Raw genomic sequence first — 13,662 nt, 5'->3', positions numbered from 1 at the left:
GCCGTAGCCGCTAACACTCTGCCCCGATTGGCCCCTGCGCGACTGTGCAAACGCACAGTCGGCCATGCGCTTTGACCCGTATCGCCACGCCGGCGCCGCGACTACGCTCAACCCCAACAAGAAGATATATCGGGGAAGCGCTCATGCCATTCGTCACCATGCGGATTCGCACCGCCGGGAGCCGGTGATGTCGGTGTCGGCGCGCGCCCGCCATTCCGGCCTGGACGACGTCGTCGGCGATGCGACGATCGAGACGCTGGCGAGCGGCTTCGGCTTCCTCGAAGGGCCGGTCTGGCACCCCTACAAGAAGTGGCTGGTCTTCTCCGACATTCCGGAAAGCCGCATGTACCGCCGCAGTGCCGAGGGCGAGATCGAGCTGTTCCGCGAACCGAGCCACAAGGCCAATGGCAACACGCTGGACCGCCACGGGCGGCTGGTCACCTGCGAGCACGCGACGAGCCGGGTGACCCGCGCCGAGCCCAACGGCAGCGTGACGGTGCTTGCCACGCACCATCAGGGCAAGCAGCTCAACAGTCCGAACGACATCGTCGTTGCCACCGGCGGATCGATCTACTTCAGTGATCCCGGCTATGGTCGGGTGGAATTCTATGGCGTGCCGCGGCCACAGGAGCTGCCGTTCCAGGGCGTCTACCGCATCGATGGCGACGGCGCCCGGCTGACATTGCTGGCCGACGATTTTGTCCAGCCGAACGGGCTTTGCTTTTCGCTGGACGAGTCGCGGCTGTTCATCAACGACACCGAACGGGGGCACATCAGGGTGTTCGGCGTGGAAGCGAACGGCGACCTCAATGGCGGCGCCGTCTGGGCCGTGACCGAGGGCGAGGAGCCGGGAGCGCCCGACGGTATGAAGATCGACAGCCGCGGCAATCTCTACTGCACCGGGCCCGGTGGCATCCATGTCTTCGATGCGTCGGGCGCCATTCTCGGCGTTATCCGGACACCGGAAAATTGCGCGAATTTCACCTTCGGCGACGACGACCTGCAGAGCCTCTACATCGCCGCGTCGACGTCGCTGTACCGGCTCCGGGTGCGAGTGCCGGGATTGAGACTGTTTTGAGCCCGCGACGATCCGTGCTCAAATCAGATCGGGAGTGAGGCCGGGGTCAAAGCCGGCGGGAAATGCAGCAGTCAACATCTGGGAGGATTACGACATGAAGAAACTGTTCGTCTTGGGCGCCCTGGCGGCGATGCTCGCCTCGGGCACGGCGCTGGCCGACACCAGTGGCAAGAAGATCGCCTTCTCCAACAACTATGCCGGAAATTCCTGGCGGCAGGCGATGCTCGACAGCTATGGCATCGTCACCAAGAAGGCGGTCGCCGACAAGATCGTCGGCGCGGCCGACATCTTCACCACCGCCGACAAGGAAGTGCCGACGCAGGCGGCGCAGGTGCAGAACCTGATCCTGCAGGGCTATGACGCGATCGTCATCAATGCCGCCTCGCCGGACGCACTCAACGGCGCCATCAAGCAGGCCTGCGACGCGGGCATCACTGTCGTCTCCTTCGACGGCACCGTGACCGAACCCTGCGCCTACCGCGTCGTCGTCGACTTCAAGGACATGGGCAAGCAGGAAGTCGAGCAGATGGCCAAATTCCAGCCCAAGGGCGGCAATCTCCTTGAAATCCGCGGCCTTGCCGGCACCTCGATCGACGATGCCATCCATGCCGGCATCCTTGAAGGTGTGGCTGCCCATCCCGAGTTCAAGATCGTCGGCTCGGTGACCGGCGACTGGGACCAGACGACGGCGCAAAAGGCGGTGGCGACCATCCTGCCGTCGCTGCCCGACATCGTCGGCATCGTCGACCAGGGTGGTGACGGCTATGGCGCCGCACAGGCCTTCGCCGCCGCCGGCAAGCCGCGCCCGACCATCATCATGGGCAACCGCCAGGACGAGCTGCAATGGTGGAAGGAACAGAAGGACAAGGACGGCTACAAGACCTGGTCGGCCTCGATCGCGCCCGGCGTCTCGTCGCTCGCCTTCTGGGTGGCGCAGCAGGTGCTCGACGGCCGCACCGATATCCCGCACGATTTGCTGGTGCCGTATCTGGCCTTCACCCAGGACGATTTCGAGGCCGAACTGCCGAAGATCGTCAAGGGCGGCGTTGCCAGCCACGAATACACGCAGGAAGATGCGATCGCGGCCATCAAAGCCAACATCAAGTGAATGTCACGGCAGCGTTGCCGTCCGTATCGCCGAGCGGATATCGTTGAGCATGCCTGAAGGGAACGCTGACATCATCAGACTGAACGGCGCCGAAAAGCATTTCGGCGCCGTTCGCGCACTGGGCGGCGTGGATTTTCACGTCGGATCCGGCGAGTGTGTCGGTCTCGTCGGCCACAATGGCGCCGGCAAATCGACGCTGATGCACATGGTGTCGGGCACGCTGGTGCCCGACAGCGGGCAGATCGGCGTGCATGGCGGCATCGAGGACAACTACTCTGTGTCGCGGGCACAGCAGCTCGGCATACGCTGCGTGTTCCAGGAGCTGTCGCTGTGCCCCAATCTCAGCGTCGCCGAGAACACACGCATCAACCATGCGTCGCTGCGTGGCTTCGGCTGGCGGCGCAAGGCGGCCGATCTGATCGCCGCCAAGCTCGACGAGATCTTTCCGGGTCACAGCATCTCGGCGTCGGACATTGTCGGCGACCTGTCGATCGGCCGTCGCCAGATGGTCGAGGTGGCGCGTGCCTTCACGGTGACGCAAGACCGGCTCGACCTCGTCATCCTCGACGAGCCGACATCATCGCTCGATGCGCATACGGCGGGCCAGCTGCTGGCCTTCGTACGCCGCTTCGTTGCCGGCGGCAAAAGCTGCATCCTGATCTCGCATGTGCTGGGCGAGGTGCTGCGGAACGCCGACCGCATCGTGGTGATGCGCGACGGCAAAGTGGTTGTCGCTGACGCTGCCAGTGCCTTCGATCGCGACCGGCTGGTGACGGCGATGGGCGGAGCGGAAGCGCGCCAGAAGATCGCGGCGCAAATCGCTGCCGCCAAGCCCAGCGTCAGCCCGCTGCGGGTTCGGGCGCGACCTGCCGCGCAGAAGGACGGCACCGATCTCGTCGCCTGTGCCGGTGAGATCATCGGCCTCGCCGGGCTGGCGGGACATGGCCAGACCGACCTGCTGCTGGCGATCTTCGCTGCGGCATCGCGCGCCCGGACCGGCATCGAGGTGACGGCGCCTGTGGCGCTGGTCGCCGGCGACCGTCAGTCGGACGGCATTTTTCCGCAATGGTCGATCGCGCAGAATATCGGCATCCGCTCGCTGGCGCGCCTGCGCAACGGGCTGTTGATCTCGCCGCAGCGCGAGGCAGAGCTTGCTGCATTTTGGCAGAAGAAGATCGGCATCCGCACGCCGGAGATGAACAACAACATCTTTTCGCTGTCGGGCGGCAACCAGCAGAAGGCGCTGTTTGCCCGCGCACTCGGCTCGGACGCACAGATCGTGCTGATGGACGATCCGATGCGCGGCGTTGATATCGGCACCAAGCTGGAGGTCTACGACCTCGTGCGCGAAGAGGCTGCCCGCGGCCGCACCTTCCTCTGGTACACCACGGAAACCGAAGAGCTCGACAATTGCGACCACATCTATGTCTTCAAGAACGGCCGCATCGTCGCCAATCTGCGCCGCGACGAGTTGACCGAGGAGAAGATCATCCAGTCCTCCTTCGGCGATGCGGCCTGAGATGACGGCCGCCAGCCTGGAAACCGTTGCCAAGACTTCCGCCGAGCGTGGCGCACTGGCCCGCGCCCGCCTGTTGCGCGGGCTGCTGCCGGCGCTGTCGTTGGCGCTGGTGCTGCTCGCCATCGCCTGGCTCAACCCGCGCGCCATCAGCTATTTCGGCTTCAGCCTGATGCTCAATTTGGCGATCCCGATCGCGCTGGCGACGATCGCGCAGATGTTCGTCATCGCTGGCAACGAGCTCGACCTGTCGATCGGCACTTTCGTCGGCTTCGTCGGCTGTGTCACCGCGACCTGGCTGAAGGATGCGCCGCTCATCGGCGTCGTCATCCTGCTCGGGTCGATCGGCATCTATGCGCTGCTCGGCGCGCTGATCCATCTGCGCAACCTGCCTTCCATCGTGGTGACGCTTGGCATGAGCTTCGTCTGGCAGGGCCTGGCGATTCTCGTCTTGCCCAAACCGGGCGGCAAGGCGCCGGACTGGCTGCTTGGGCTGATGGCGTTCAAGCCGCCTTTCATTCCGTTCCCGATCATCGCGGCGCTGCTGATCGGCCTCATCGTTCATTTCGGCCTGATGCGCACATCCTATGGCGTGATCCTGCGCGGCTCGGGCGGCAATCCGGCGGCACTCGGCCGCGCCGGCTGGTCGCTGCTCAAGACCAAGATCGTGCTGTTCGCGCTCGCCGGCCTGTTCGGCGTGCTGTCCGGCATGGCGCTGATCGGCATCACCACATCGGCCGACGCCAATATCGGCAATGGCTACACGCTGTTGGCGGTCGCCGGCGTCATCCTCGGCGGCGGTGAGTTCGTCGGCGGCCGGGTGTCGCCGATCGGCGCGGTGATCGGCGCGCTGACGCTGGCGCTGGCCGCCTCGCCGCTGCTCACCTTCATGCACATTCCACCCGACTGGCAGGTCGCCGCCAACGGCGCCATCCTCATTATCGTGCTGGCGGCGCGGGTGCTGATCAGTCGCAAGGAGAGGTGAGCGATGGCCTCGGTGAAATCGCTGCTGACCAAACCCTGGATCTGGTCGTTTCTCGGCGCCTTGCTGGTGTGGCTGGCGACGATCGCCTTCACCGGCGGCTATGGCGCCGGCGGCATGGTGACCGCCGCCTTGTCGCTGGCGGTGTTCACGGTCATTGTCGGTGTCGGCCAGATGTTCGTCATCACGCTCGGCCCGGGCAATGTCGACCTGTCGCTGCCGGCCAATATCGGCCTTGCCAGCGCCGTCGCGATGAAAGTGATGGACGGCAACGATTCCATGATCGTGGTCGGGCTGCTGGCAGCGCTCGCCTGTGGCGCGGCGGTCGGCGCAGCCAACTATCTGCTGATCTGGGCGCTGCGCATTCCGCCGATCATCGCCACGCTGTCGGCCAGCTTCATCATCCAGTCGATCGACATCAGCTATGGGCGCGGGCTGCAGATCAAGCCGCCGCCGGGCTTCGCCGATTTCGCCAACTGGCAGATACTGGGCATTCCGGTGCTGGCGATCCTCACCGTGCTGTTCACCATCGGTGCGGCCATCGCGCTGCAACGCATGATCTATGGCCGCTCGGTGCTGGCGATCGGGCAGAACATCCGCGCCGCGTGGCTGGCCGGCGTCAATGTCGGCCGCATCCGCTTCCTCACCTACACGCTGTCGGGCGCGCTCGGCGGCATCGACGGCGCGCTGCTCGCCGGCTATTTCCGCGGCGCCAATGTCGATATCGGCAATGAATACCTGCTCGCCTCAATCGCCGTCGTCGTCATTGGCGGTACCTCGGTGGCCGGCGGCAAGGCCAACGTGCCCGGAGTCTGGGGCGCGGCGCTGTTCCTGGTGCTGCTTTTGACCATGCTCAACACGTTTGGGGTGAGTGCCGGCGTGCGGTTGTTGCTGACGGGGTTGATCATCGTTGGCGTCATCACCGCGGCGGGTGGGCAGAAGGCGCTGCGCTAGCCCCCGCATTCGTCATCCCAAGCACTTTCAAGGCCTGTAATCATTGTGCCAGGCCGACATCCGGTTCCCATCTGCGTCATGGCGCTGTAAATCCGGGTCGCGCGGCCACGGCCGTGACCATCGCTGGGAGGTTTTGCTTGTCCGATTTTGTGAAGGTCAGCCGCGACGGCGACGTCGCCGTCGTCACCATCGACAACCCGCCGGTCAACGCGCTGAGCTTTCATGTCCGCGAGCCGCTGATGCAGGCGCTGGTTGAGCTGCGGGATGATCCGTCGGTTGCCGCCATCGTCATCGCCTGTGCCGGCCGGACCTTTGTTGCCGGGGCCGACATCACCGAATTCGGCAAGCCGATGCAGCAACCTGAACTGCGCGCCATCGTGGCGACGCTGGAGACCATCGCCAAGCCGACGGTCACCGCCATCCACGGCACCGCGCTCGGCGGCGGCCTGGAGCTGGCGCTCGGCTGCCATTTCCGTATCGCCGATGCCGGCGCCAAGCTCGGCCTGCCGGAGGTGAAGCTCGGCCTGTTGCCGGGTGGCGGTGGCACAGTGCGGTTGCCGCGCCTGGTCGGCGCGCTGAAGGCCTTGAAGATGATCGTTTCCGGTGCGCCGATCGGTGCGACCGAGGCGCATGCCGCCGGTCTCGTCGATGCCGTCTTCGAAGGCGATCTGACCACGCATGCCGTGAACTTTGCCAGGGAAATAGCCCGCAAGGGTGGTCCCTTCACGCCGGTGCGCGACCGCGACGACCGGCTTAGGGAAACCGACCTCGTGGCTTTCGACGCCGAGGCCGCGGACCTCACCAAAAAGGCGCGCGGGCTCGAGGCGCCGATCGCCTGCGCGCAGGCGGTGCGCAATGCCATCACGCTGCCCTTCGATGAGGCGCTTGTGGCGGAGCGTGCGCTGTTCGTCAAGCTCGTTGCCAGCGACCAGTCGCGGGCGCAGCGCCATCTGTTCTTCGCCGAACGTGAGGCGGCAAAGCTTCCCGGCAAGGACATCGTCAAGCGCCGGATCGCGCGTGTCGGCGTCATCGGCGCCGGCACGATGGGCGGCGGCATCGCCATGGCCTTCGCCAATGGCGGCTATCCCGTGACCTTGCTGGAAACCAGCCATGAGGCATTGCAGCGCGGGCTGGCGACCATCGACAAGAACTATGCCGTTTCCGTGGCACGCGGTTCGCTAAGCGAAGACGCCAAGCGCGAGCGCCTCGCCCAGTTCAAAGGCTCTACCGACTATGCCAATCTCGCCGATTGCGACCTGATCGTCGAGGCGGTGTTCGAGGACATGGCGGTCAAGAAGGAGGTTTTCGGCAAGCTCGAAGCGGTGGCCAGGCCGGGCGCGATCCTTGCCACCAACACCTCCTATCTCGACATCAACGAAATTGCCGCCTCGACCTCGCGGCCGCAGGATGTGCTCGGCCTGCATTTCTTCTCGCCGGCCAATGTCATGAAGCTGCTGGAGATTGTGCGGGCCGACAAGACCGCGCCCGATGCGCTGGCGACCGTCGTCGACCTGGCGCGGCGGATCGGCAAGGTGGCTGTCGTCGTCGGTGTCTGCCATGGTTTCGTCGGCAATCGCATGCTGGCCGCGCGTGGCTCGGAATCCGAAGCGCTTCTGCTGGAGGGGGCGACCCCGCGCCAGATCGATAAGGCCTTCACCGATTTCGGCTGGCCGATGGGGCCGTTCCAGATGGGCGATCTCGCTGGCCTCGACATTGGCTGGCGCAACCGCAAGGCACGCGGCCTCACGGCCGTCATCGCCGACACGCTGTGCGAACAAGGGCGTTTCGGCCAGAAGACCGGCCGGGGCTTCTATCTCTACGAGGCTGGCGCGCGCACGCCGGTGCCGGATCCCGAGGTTGAAGCGCTGATCCGCGACAAGGCTGCCGAGAAGGGCATCGCGCCGCGTGCGATCAGCGCGGAAGAAATCATCGAGCGCACGCTCTATCCCCTGGTCAACGAGGGCGCCAAGATCCTGGAGGAAGGCATAGCGGCCCGTGCGTCCGACATCGATGTCGTCTGGGTCAATGGCTACGGCTTTCCCATAGGCAAGGGCGGGCCGATGTTCTGGGCTGGCCTTGAAGGACCGGCCAGGATTATCGAGCGGCTCGACCACTGGTATCAGCGGACAGGCAAGGACGTGTTCAAGCCCGCGCCGCTGCTGAAGCGGATGGCCGAGACCGGGTCATGGGAAGCCGGCGGTTAGAGGGCCTACCGGATCCGCGCGTCGATGATCTCGACGAAACGCGCGAACAGGCCGGCCTGCGACTTGATCTTGAGCTTGCGGTAGATGTTGCGGCGATGGACCTTCACGGTGCCCGGCACGATGCGCATCGCCCTGGCGATCGATTCCGTGGAATGCCCCTGCAGCACCAGGTCGACGACATGCTTTTCGCGCGGCGTCAGCGACAGGCTCTTCCAGATATGGGCACGGTCGAAGTCGTTGACCGCAACGATCGTCTCGTCCTGCTTCGTCTCGGTTGGTTCGTCGGCCGGAAGGGCGGGCCAGCGCAACCTGATGAGGTTGATCACCGCCGGCGCCATGTCGCGCAACAGCCTGGCATCGGCGGTGCCGAACGGGCCGGAAGCGCGCAGCCGCATCAGCGACAGCACCAGCGCGTCCTTGCCCGGTAGCGGCACGAAGAAGCCGACCTCCTCGGCCAGCCTGGTCTGGCTGTAGTAGGAACGAAAATACTCGCTGGCATAGAAGCGGTCCGGCGCCAGTTCGCGCATGCGCCAGAACCCTTCCTTGCGCTCGACCGCCGCGTGGTGAAACGGGTCAAGCAGATACGGCCCCTCCTGATAGAGCGCGACGAAGACGTGGCTTTCGGCCGGCGAAAAGGTCTCGAACAGCAGCGGCGGGCGCGAGGCGCCGCGATAGCCGAAGACCACGCAGTGATCGAAACTGACATGGAGCCGCAGCCAGTCGACCAGCGCCTTGCCGAACAGGTCGCCGCTCGTCTCCCGCGTCGCCGCGACGAGCGTGGCGAGCTGGCTGTATTCGTCGCTGCGGGACAATCCATACCCCCTTAAACGAGAAAATAGATCAGATATACCACCTGCGAGGTATATACTAGCCGGCATTGGCTCTGGTAGCGTTCTGAAATTGCCCTGTCGCTGGAGCCCGCAGCCTTTGACCGCAGTGCCCGACATCGAGTTTCGCGGCGTCACCAAGCGCTATGGCAGCGTGACGGCTGTGAGCAGCATCGATCTCGCCGTGCCACCTTCCGCCTTTGTCGCCCTGCTCGGGCCGTCCGGCTGCGGCAAGACGACCTGTCTGCGCATGATCGGCGGCTTCGAACAGCCGAGCGAAGGCCAGGTGTTCATTCGCGGCCAGGACATGGCCGGCACGCCGCCCTACCGGCGGCCGGTCAACATGGTGTTCCAGCAATACGCGCTATTTCCGCATCTCGATGTCGAGGACAATGTCGCCTACGGGCTGCGCCAGGCACGGCCAAGGCTGTCGTCGCGCGAGATTGGCCAGCGGGCGGGCGAGGCGCTCGAAATGGTGCGGCTCGCCGGCTATGGCCGCCGCAAGATCCACGAACTGTCGGGCGGCCAGCAGCAGCGTGTCGCGCTGGCGCGGGCGCTGGTCAACAAGCCAGCCGTGCTTTTGCTCGACGAACCGCTGGCGGCGCTCGACAAGAAGCTGCGCACCGACATGCAGATCGAGTTGCAGAACCTGCAGCGCGAGATCGGCATCACTTTCGTGCTGGTCACCCACGACCAGGAGGAAGCGCTGTCGATGAGCGATTTCGTCTGCGTCATGAATGGCGGCCGTATCGTCCAACTGGGGCAGCCGAGCGAGATCTATGACGAACCGGCCGACCTGTTCGTCGCCGATTTCGTCGGCAAGACCAATCTGTTGAGCGGCACCGTCGCCGGGCATTCGGGCGATCTGGTGGAGATAGCGCTTGCTGATGGCACGGTGATTGCGGCGCGCAAGCGGACCGCCTTGCAGCAGGGCGAGGCCGTGTCGGTCAGCCTTCGCCCCGAATCGCTCAGTCTCGGCGCCCAGACAAGTGGCCGGTTCAAGGGCATCGTCCGCAACCGGATTTTCCTGGGTTCGACAGCGGAATACGCGATCGAGGTCCAGGGCATCGGAACGCTGCTCGCCAAGGCCGACCATCTGATCGGCCACGGCAATCTCTTCAAGCCGGGTGAACCCGTCGCCATCGGCTTTGCCTCCGGAACGCCGCTGGCGTTTCCGGACACCAAGAACAACGGGACCAACCAGAGGGTAGATAAACATGTCGAAATCATATCGTGACGGACTGCCGATAAGCCCCGAGAATTTCGTCGACCAGTTGATGCGCCTCAAGCGCGGCTCGATCGGCCGCCGCGATTTCCTTGGCCTCACCGGCCTTGGCATTGCGACGGCGGTGATGGCGCGCGAGATCGGCATCATGCCGACGCCGGCCTTCGCCGCGGAAAGCCTTGGCGACCGCATGTCGATCGCCACCTGGCCGAATTATCATGACCCGGCGACCTTCGAGAATTTCAAGAAGGACACCGGCGTTGCCGTCGAGGTCAACGTGTTCGGCTCTAATGAGGAGATGCTGGCCAAGCTGCAGGCCGGCGCCTCGGGCTGGAGCCTTTTCGTGCCGACCAACTACACGATCTCGACCTACAAGAAGCTCGGCATCATCGAGCCGCTGGAGATGGCGAAGCTGCCGAATTTCGACGGCTCGCAGGAGGATCCGCGCTTCACTGGGGAAGGCACGATCGATGCGGTGACCTATGCGGTACCGAAGAACTGGGGCACCACCGGCTTTGCCGTCAACACCAAGAAGCTGACCAAGCCGATGACGAGCTGGAAGGAATTCTGGGACACCGCCATGGCCGAAGGCGACAGCCGCGCCATGGTGCACGACTACCAGCTGACCACGATCGGCAATGCGCTGAAATATTACGGCTACTCGTTCAACTCGCTCAAGCAGGACGAACTCGCCAAGGCGGAGGAACTGCTGCTGAAGGTCAAGCCGCATCTGTTCGCGGTCTCATCCGACTACCAGCCTGGGATGCGCGCGGGTGACGCCTGGATGACCATGTGCTGGACGAACGACGGCGCCCAGCTGCATCGTGACATTCCCGAGATCGCCTATGTGCTGGGCAGGGAAGGCGGCGAGATCTGGACCGATTTCTACGCCATTCCGAAGGATGCGCCGAACAAGCCCGCAGGTTACGCCCTGCTCAACTATCTGATGAACCCGCAGGTGGCGGTGAAGGAGCACCTGGCCAATGGTGCGCCCTCGACCGACGCGCGGGTCAATAAGCTGCTGCCGAAGGAGGTGCTCGACAATCCGATCCTCTATCCGGCGGCGGACCTGTTGACGCCGCTGGAATTCGGCGCGGCGGCGACGCTGACCGACCCCGGCCGTGCCGAATTGATGGCGCGCTTCAAGTCGGCCTGAGCAGCTGGCCTCAATTCGACTCAGACAAACTTGACCGGCGGGTCATGCCCGCCGGTACCGGGGCAATCTCTCCATGCACGGCAGCCGTCTTCGCAAGAATCTTCTGACCGCCATGCTGCTCGGTCCGGCGACCGCGTGGCTGGTGGTGTTTCTGGTGCTGCCGTTCATTGCCATCGCCGTCTTCAGCGTCGGCGAACGGGCGCCGGAAGGCGGCTATCAGGCGGCCTTCACTTTCGCGCAATATGCCAATCTTCCGGCGCGGGCGACCGCCTTCTGGAACACGATGGTGCTGGCGCCTGTGGGAGCGCTCGCCTGTCTTCTCGTCGCCTACCCGGTTGCCTATTACCTCGCCCTGCGCGCGCCGCAGCGCTGGCGGCTGATCCTGCTGGCGCTGGTCGTCATCCCGTTCTGGACCAGCCTTCTGATGCGGACCTATGCCTGGATGTACGTGCTGGGCGGACGCGGCATCCCGGCATTGCTAGCTTATATCGGATTTGAGGACGTCAGGCTGATCAACACGCCGGGCGCGGTGCTGCTCGGCATCGTCTATGGCTATCTGCCGCTGATGATCCTGCCGATCTATGTCAGCCTCGAACGGCTTGATCGCAGGCTGCTGGAAGCCTCAGCCGATCTCGGCGCCACGCCATTATCGACCTTCCTCGGTGTGACCCTAAAGCTGTCGCTGCCGGGCGTGATGACCGGCTTCTCGCTGGTCATGATCCTGCTGCTTGGCGAATATCTGATCCCGACGCTGCTCGGCGGCGGCAAGGTGTTCTTCATCGGCAACGCGCTGGTCGACCTGTTCCTGCAGTCGCGCAACTGGCCGTTCGGATCGGCCATCGCGATCACGCTGGTGCTGGTCTCGGTGGTGGTGCTGATTGCCGCCAACCGCATCTCGACCCGGGTTTCGGGCGCGCGCCGGGTGGACCTGATCTGATGCGCGCCTTCGTCATCGCCGTCTTCGCTTTCCTCTATCTGCCGATCGCGCTGGTCGTGCTGTTCTCCTTCAATGCCGGTCACCATGCCAGCGAGTTCACCGGCTTTTCAGTGCAATGGTACGGCAAGGCGCTGGCGAACCCGTTCCTGGTCGAGGCGCTGAAGAACAGCTTGTTCATCGCCACCACCAGTGCCTTGCTGGCGGCGCTGTGCGGCACGGCGGCCGCGCTCGGCCTGGCGCGCGTCAGCGTGCGGACCCGCGCGGTTTTCGACGCACTTCTGGGTGCCGCGATCGTGGTTCCGGGAGTCGTCATCGGCATTTCGACGCTGGTCGCGCTCGTCCAGTTGTTCGCGGTCGTCAATCCGTTCCTCGCCTCGATCTGGCCAGACGACCAGCCGCCGCGCCTGGCGCTCGGCTACGGCTCGATCATCGCGGCGCATGGGCTGTTCTCCATGGCGCTGGTGACGATGATCGTTGGCACCCGGCTCGGCAGCCTCGACCGCAATCTGGTCGAGGCGTCGAGCGATCTCTACGCCACGCCGTTGACGACGTTCCGCAGCATCGTCCTGCCGCAGATCATGCCGGCGGTCGTTGCCGGCTTCCTGCTCGCCTTCACCTTCTCCTTCGACGATTTCATCGTCGCCTTCTTCGTCGCCGGCGCACAGACGACGTTGCCGATCTATGTCTTCGCTTCGATCCGGCGTGGCGTGACACCGGAAATCAATGCCATCGCGACGATCGTCCTCGTCGCCTCCGTGCTGCTTGTGGTGCTTGCCCAATGGCAGTTGCGCCAGCGCAAACCATCGAACTGAAAGCTGCATCATGATCCTCAAAGACCGCATCGCCGTGGTGACAGGCGCCGGCTCCGGCATCGGGTGCGCCGGCGCCATGATCATGGCCAGGGAAGGCGCGGTGGTCGTCATCGCCGACAGGGATCAGGCCGCCGGCGAAGCGACAGCGGCAGATATCTTGGCAGCGGGCGGTCGGGCAGAGGCAATCGCGACCGATGTCGCTGATGACGCGGCGGTCGAGCAACTCATTGCCGGCACGCTCGACAGGCACGGGCGTATCGACATCCTGCACAATCACGCCGGCATCCAGGTCGGCGGCACGCTGACCGAAGTCGAAGTCGACGGCATGGATGCCTCGTGGCGGGTCAATGTGCGGGCGCAGTTCCTGGCGGCCAGGATGGTCATGCCGTCGATGGTCGCACGAGGCGGCGGTGTCATCCTCAACACCGCCTCCAATTCGGGCGTGTTCTACGACCGCGAGATGATCGCCTACGCAACCTCCAAACATGCGGTGGTGGCAATGACGCGGCAGATGTCGCTCGACTACGCCCGGCACAATGTCCGCGTCAACGCACTCTGTCCCGGCTGGGTCGACACGCCGTTCAACGAGCCGTTCATCGCCCAGATGGGTGGACGCGAGGCGATCGAAAACTATGTCCGCACCAAGATTCCGATGGGGCGCTGGGCCAGCGCCGATGAGATCGCCGAGGCGATCCTGTTCCTCGTCTCCGACCGCTCATCCTTCATGACCGGCCAGGCGCTGGTGATCGATGGGGGCGAAAGCATCGGCTGAGACCTGTGCTTTCGTTATGGACGTCCCATGTTTCAAAGCCTTTCCGATATACCACGCCACGACATTTACCCGTGCCGCTGCTCGGCGGCAG

12 protein-coding genes are annotated in these 13,662 nt (G+C 64.6%); 11 read left to right on the top strand and 1 reads right to left on the bottom strand.

The features are described from left to right. Nucleotides 1–64 precede the first annotated feature (64 nt). The 6 genes from EJ076_RS03040 (at nucleotide 65) to EJ076_RS03015 (ending at nucleotide 7,842) form a co-directional block, all read left to right on the top strand. Nucleotides 65–1,078: an SMP-30/gluconolactonase/LRE family protein gene (locus tag EJ076_RS03040; protein WP_245462951.1), complete on the top strand. Its 1,014-nt coding sequence runs from the start codon at nucleotides 65–67 to the stop codon at nucleotides 1,076–1,078. A gap of 94 nt (nucleotides 1,079–1,172) precedes the next feature. After that, nucleotides 1,173–2,186, top strand: a complete 1,014-nt coding sequence (locus EJ076_RS03035) for an ABC transporter substrate-binding protein (protein WP_109664026.1) — start codon at nucleotides 1,173–1,175, stop codon at nucleotides 2,184–2,186. Between the two features lie 49 nt (nucleotides 2,187–2,235). Then, nucleotides 2,236–3,705 carry a sugar ABC transporter ATP-binding protein gene (locus EJ076_RS03030; RefSeq protein ID WP_126066861.1) on the top strand — a complete coding sequence of 490 codons (1,470 nt, stop codon included), beginning with the start codon at nucleotides 2,236–2,238 and terminating at the stop codon, nucleotides 3,703–3,705. Nucleotide 3,706: 1 nt separating this feature from the next. Beyond that, nucleotides 3,707–4,687 carry an ABC transporter permease gene (locus EJ076_RS03025; protein WP_164548532.1) on the top strand — a complete coding sequence of 327 codons (981 nt, stop codon included), beginning with the start codon at nucleotides 3,707–3,709 and terminating at the stop codon, nucleotides 4,685–4,687. 3 nt (nucleotides 4,688–4,690) lie between these two features. Further along, nucleotides 4,691–5,638: an ABC transporter permease gene (locus EJ076_RS03020; protein WP_126066859.1), complete on the top strand. Its 948-nt coding sequence runs from the start codon at nucleotides 4,691–4,693 to the stop codon at nucleotides 5,636–5,638. A 137-nt stretch (nucleotides 5,639–5,775) separates the two neighbouring features. Continuing rightward, the gene (locus EJ076_RS03015; protein WP_126066858.1) at nucleotides 5,776–7,842 is read left to right on the top strand and encodes a 3-hydroxyacyl-CoA dehydrogenase NAD-binding domain-containing protein; all 2,067 of its coding nucleotides are present in this window, start codon (nucleotides 5,776–5,778) and stop codon (nucleotides 7,840–7,842) included. A gap of 5 nt (nucleotides 7,843–7,847) precedes the next feature. Here EJ076_RS03015 and EJ076_RS03010 read toward each other — a convergent pair whose 3' ends face one another. Continuing rightward, a complete protein-coding gene (locus tag EJ076_RS03010; protein WP_126066857.1) occupies nucleotides 7,848–8,654 on the bottom strand; it encodes a LuxR C-terminal-related transcriptional regulator in 807 nt (268 codons plus the stop codon). A 115-nt stretch (nucleotides 8,655–8,769) separates the two neighbouring features. Here EJ076_RS03010 and EJ076_RS03005 point away from each other — a divergent pair, with 115 nt between their 5' ends. From EJ076_RS03005 to EJ076_RS02985, 5 genes are all read left to right on the top strand, one after another. Beyond that, on the top strand, nucleotides 8,770–9,906 hold the full coding sequence (locus tag EJ076_RS03005; protein WP_126066856.1) for an ABC transporter ATP-binding protein: 1,137 nt from the start codon (nucleotides 8,770–8,772) through the stop codon (nucleotides 9,904–9,906). Next, the gene (locus EJ076_RS03000) at nucleotides 9,887–11,050 is read left to right on the top strand and encodes a spermidine/putrescine ABC transporter substrate-binding protein (RefSeq protein WP_126066855.1); all 1,164 of its coding nucleotides are present in this window, start codon (nucleotides 9,887–9,889) and stop codon (nucleotides 11,048–11,050) included. The genes EJ076_RS03005 and EJ076_RS03000 overlap by 20 nt, the downstream gene beginning before the upstream one ends. 73 nt (nucleotides 11,051–11,123) lie before the next feature. Then, nucleotides 11,124–11,987 (top strand): ABC transporter permease, encoded by an 864-nt coding sequence (locus tag EJ076_RS02995; RefSeq protein WP_109664060.1) that lies wholly within the window; start codon nucleotides 11,124–11,126, stop codon nucleotides 11,985–11,987. Then, on the top strand, nucleotides 11,987–12,799 hold the full coding sequence (locus EJ076_RS02990) for an ABC transporter permease (protein WP_126066854.1): 813 nt from the start codon (nucleotides 11,987–11,989) through the stop codon (nucleotides 12,797–12,799). The genes EJ076_RS02995 and EJ076_RS02990 overlap by 1 nt, the downstream gene beginning before the upstream one ends. Nucleotides 12,800–12,809: 10 nt before the next feature. Next, nucleotides 12,810–13,571 (top strand): glucose 1-dehydrogenase, encoded by a 762-nt coding sequence (locus tag EJ076_RS02985; RefSeq protein ID WP_126066853.1) that lies wholly within the window; start codon nucleotides 12,810–12,812, stop codon nucleotides 13,569–13,571. Nucleotides 13,572–13,662 lie beyond the last annotated feature (91 nt).

The organism is Mesorhizobium sp. M7D.F.Ca.US.005.01.1.1, from assembly GCF_003952545.1.
Lineage (GTDB): Bacteria > Pseudomonadota > Alphaproteobacteria > Rhizobiales > Rhizobiaceae > Mesorhizobium > Mesorhizobium loti.
This window is presented reverse-complemented; position numbering and strand designations above follow the sequence as displayed.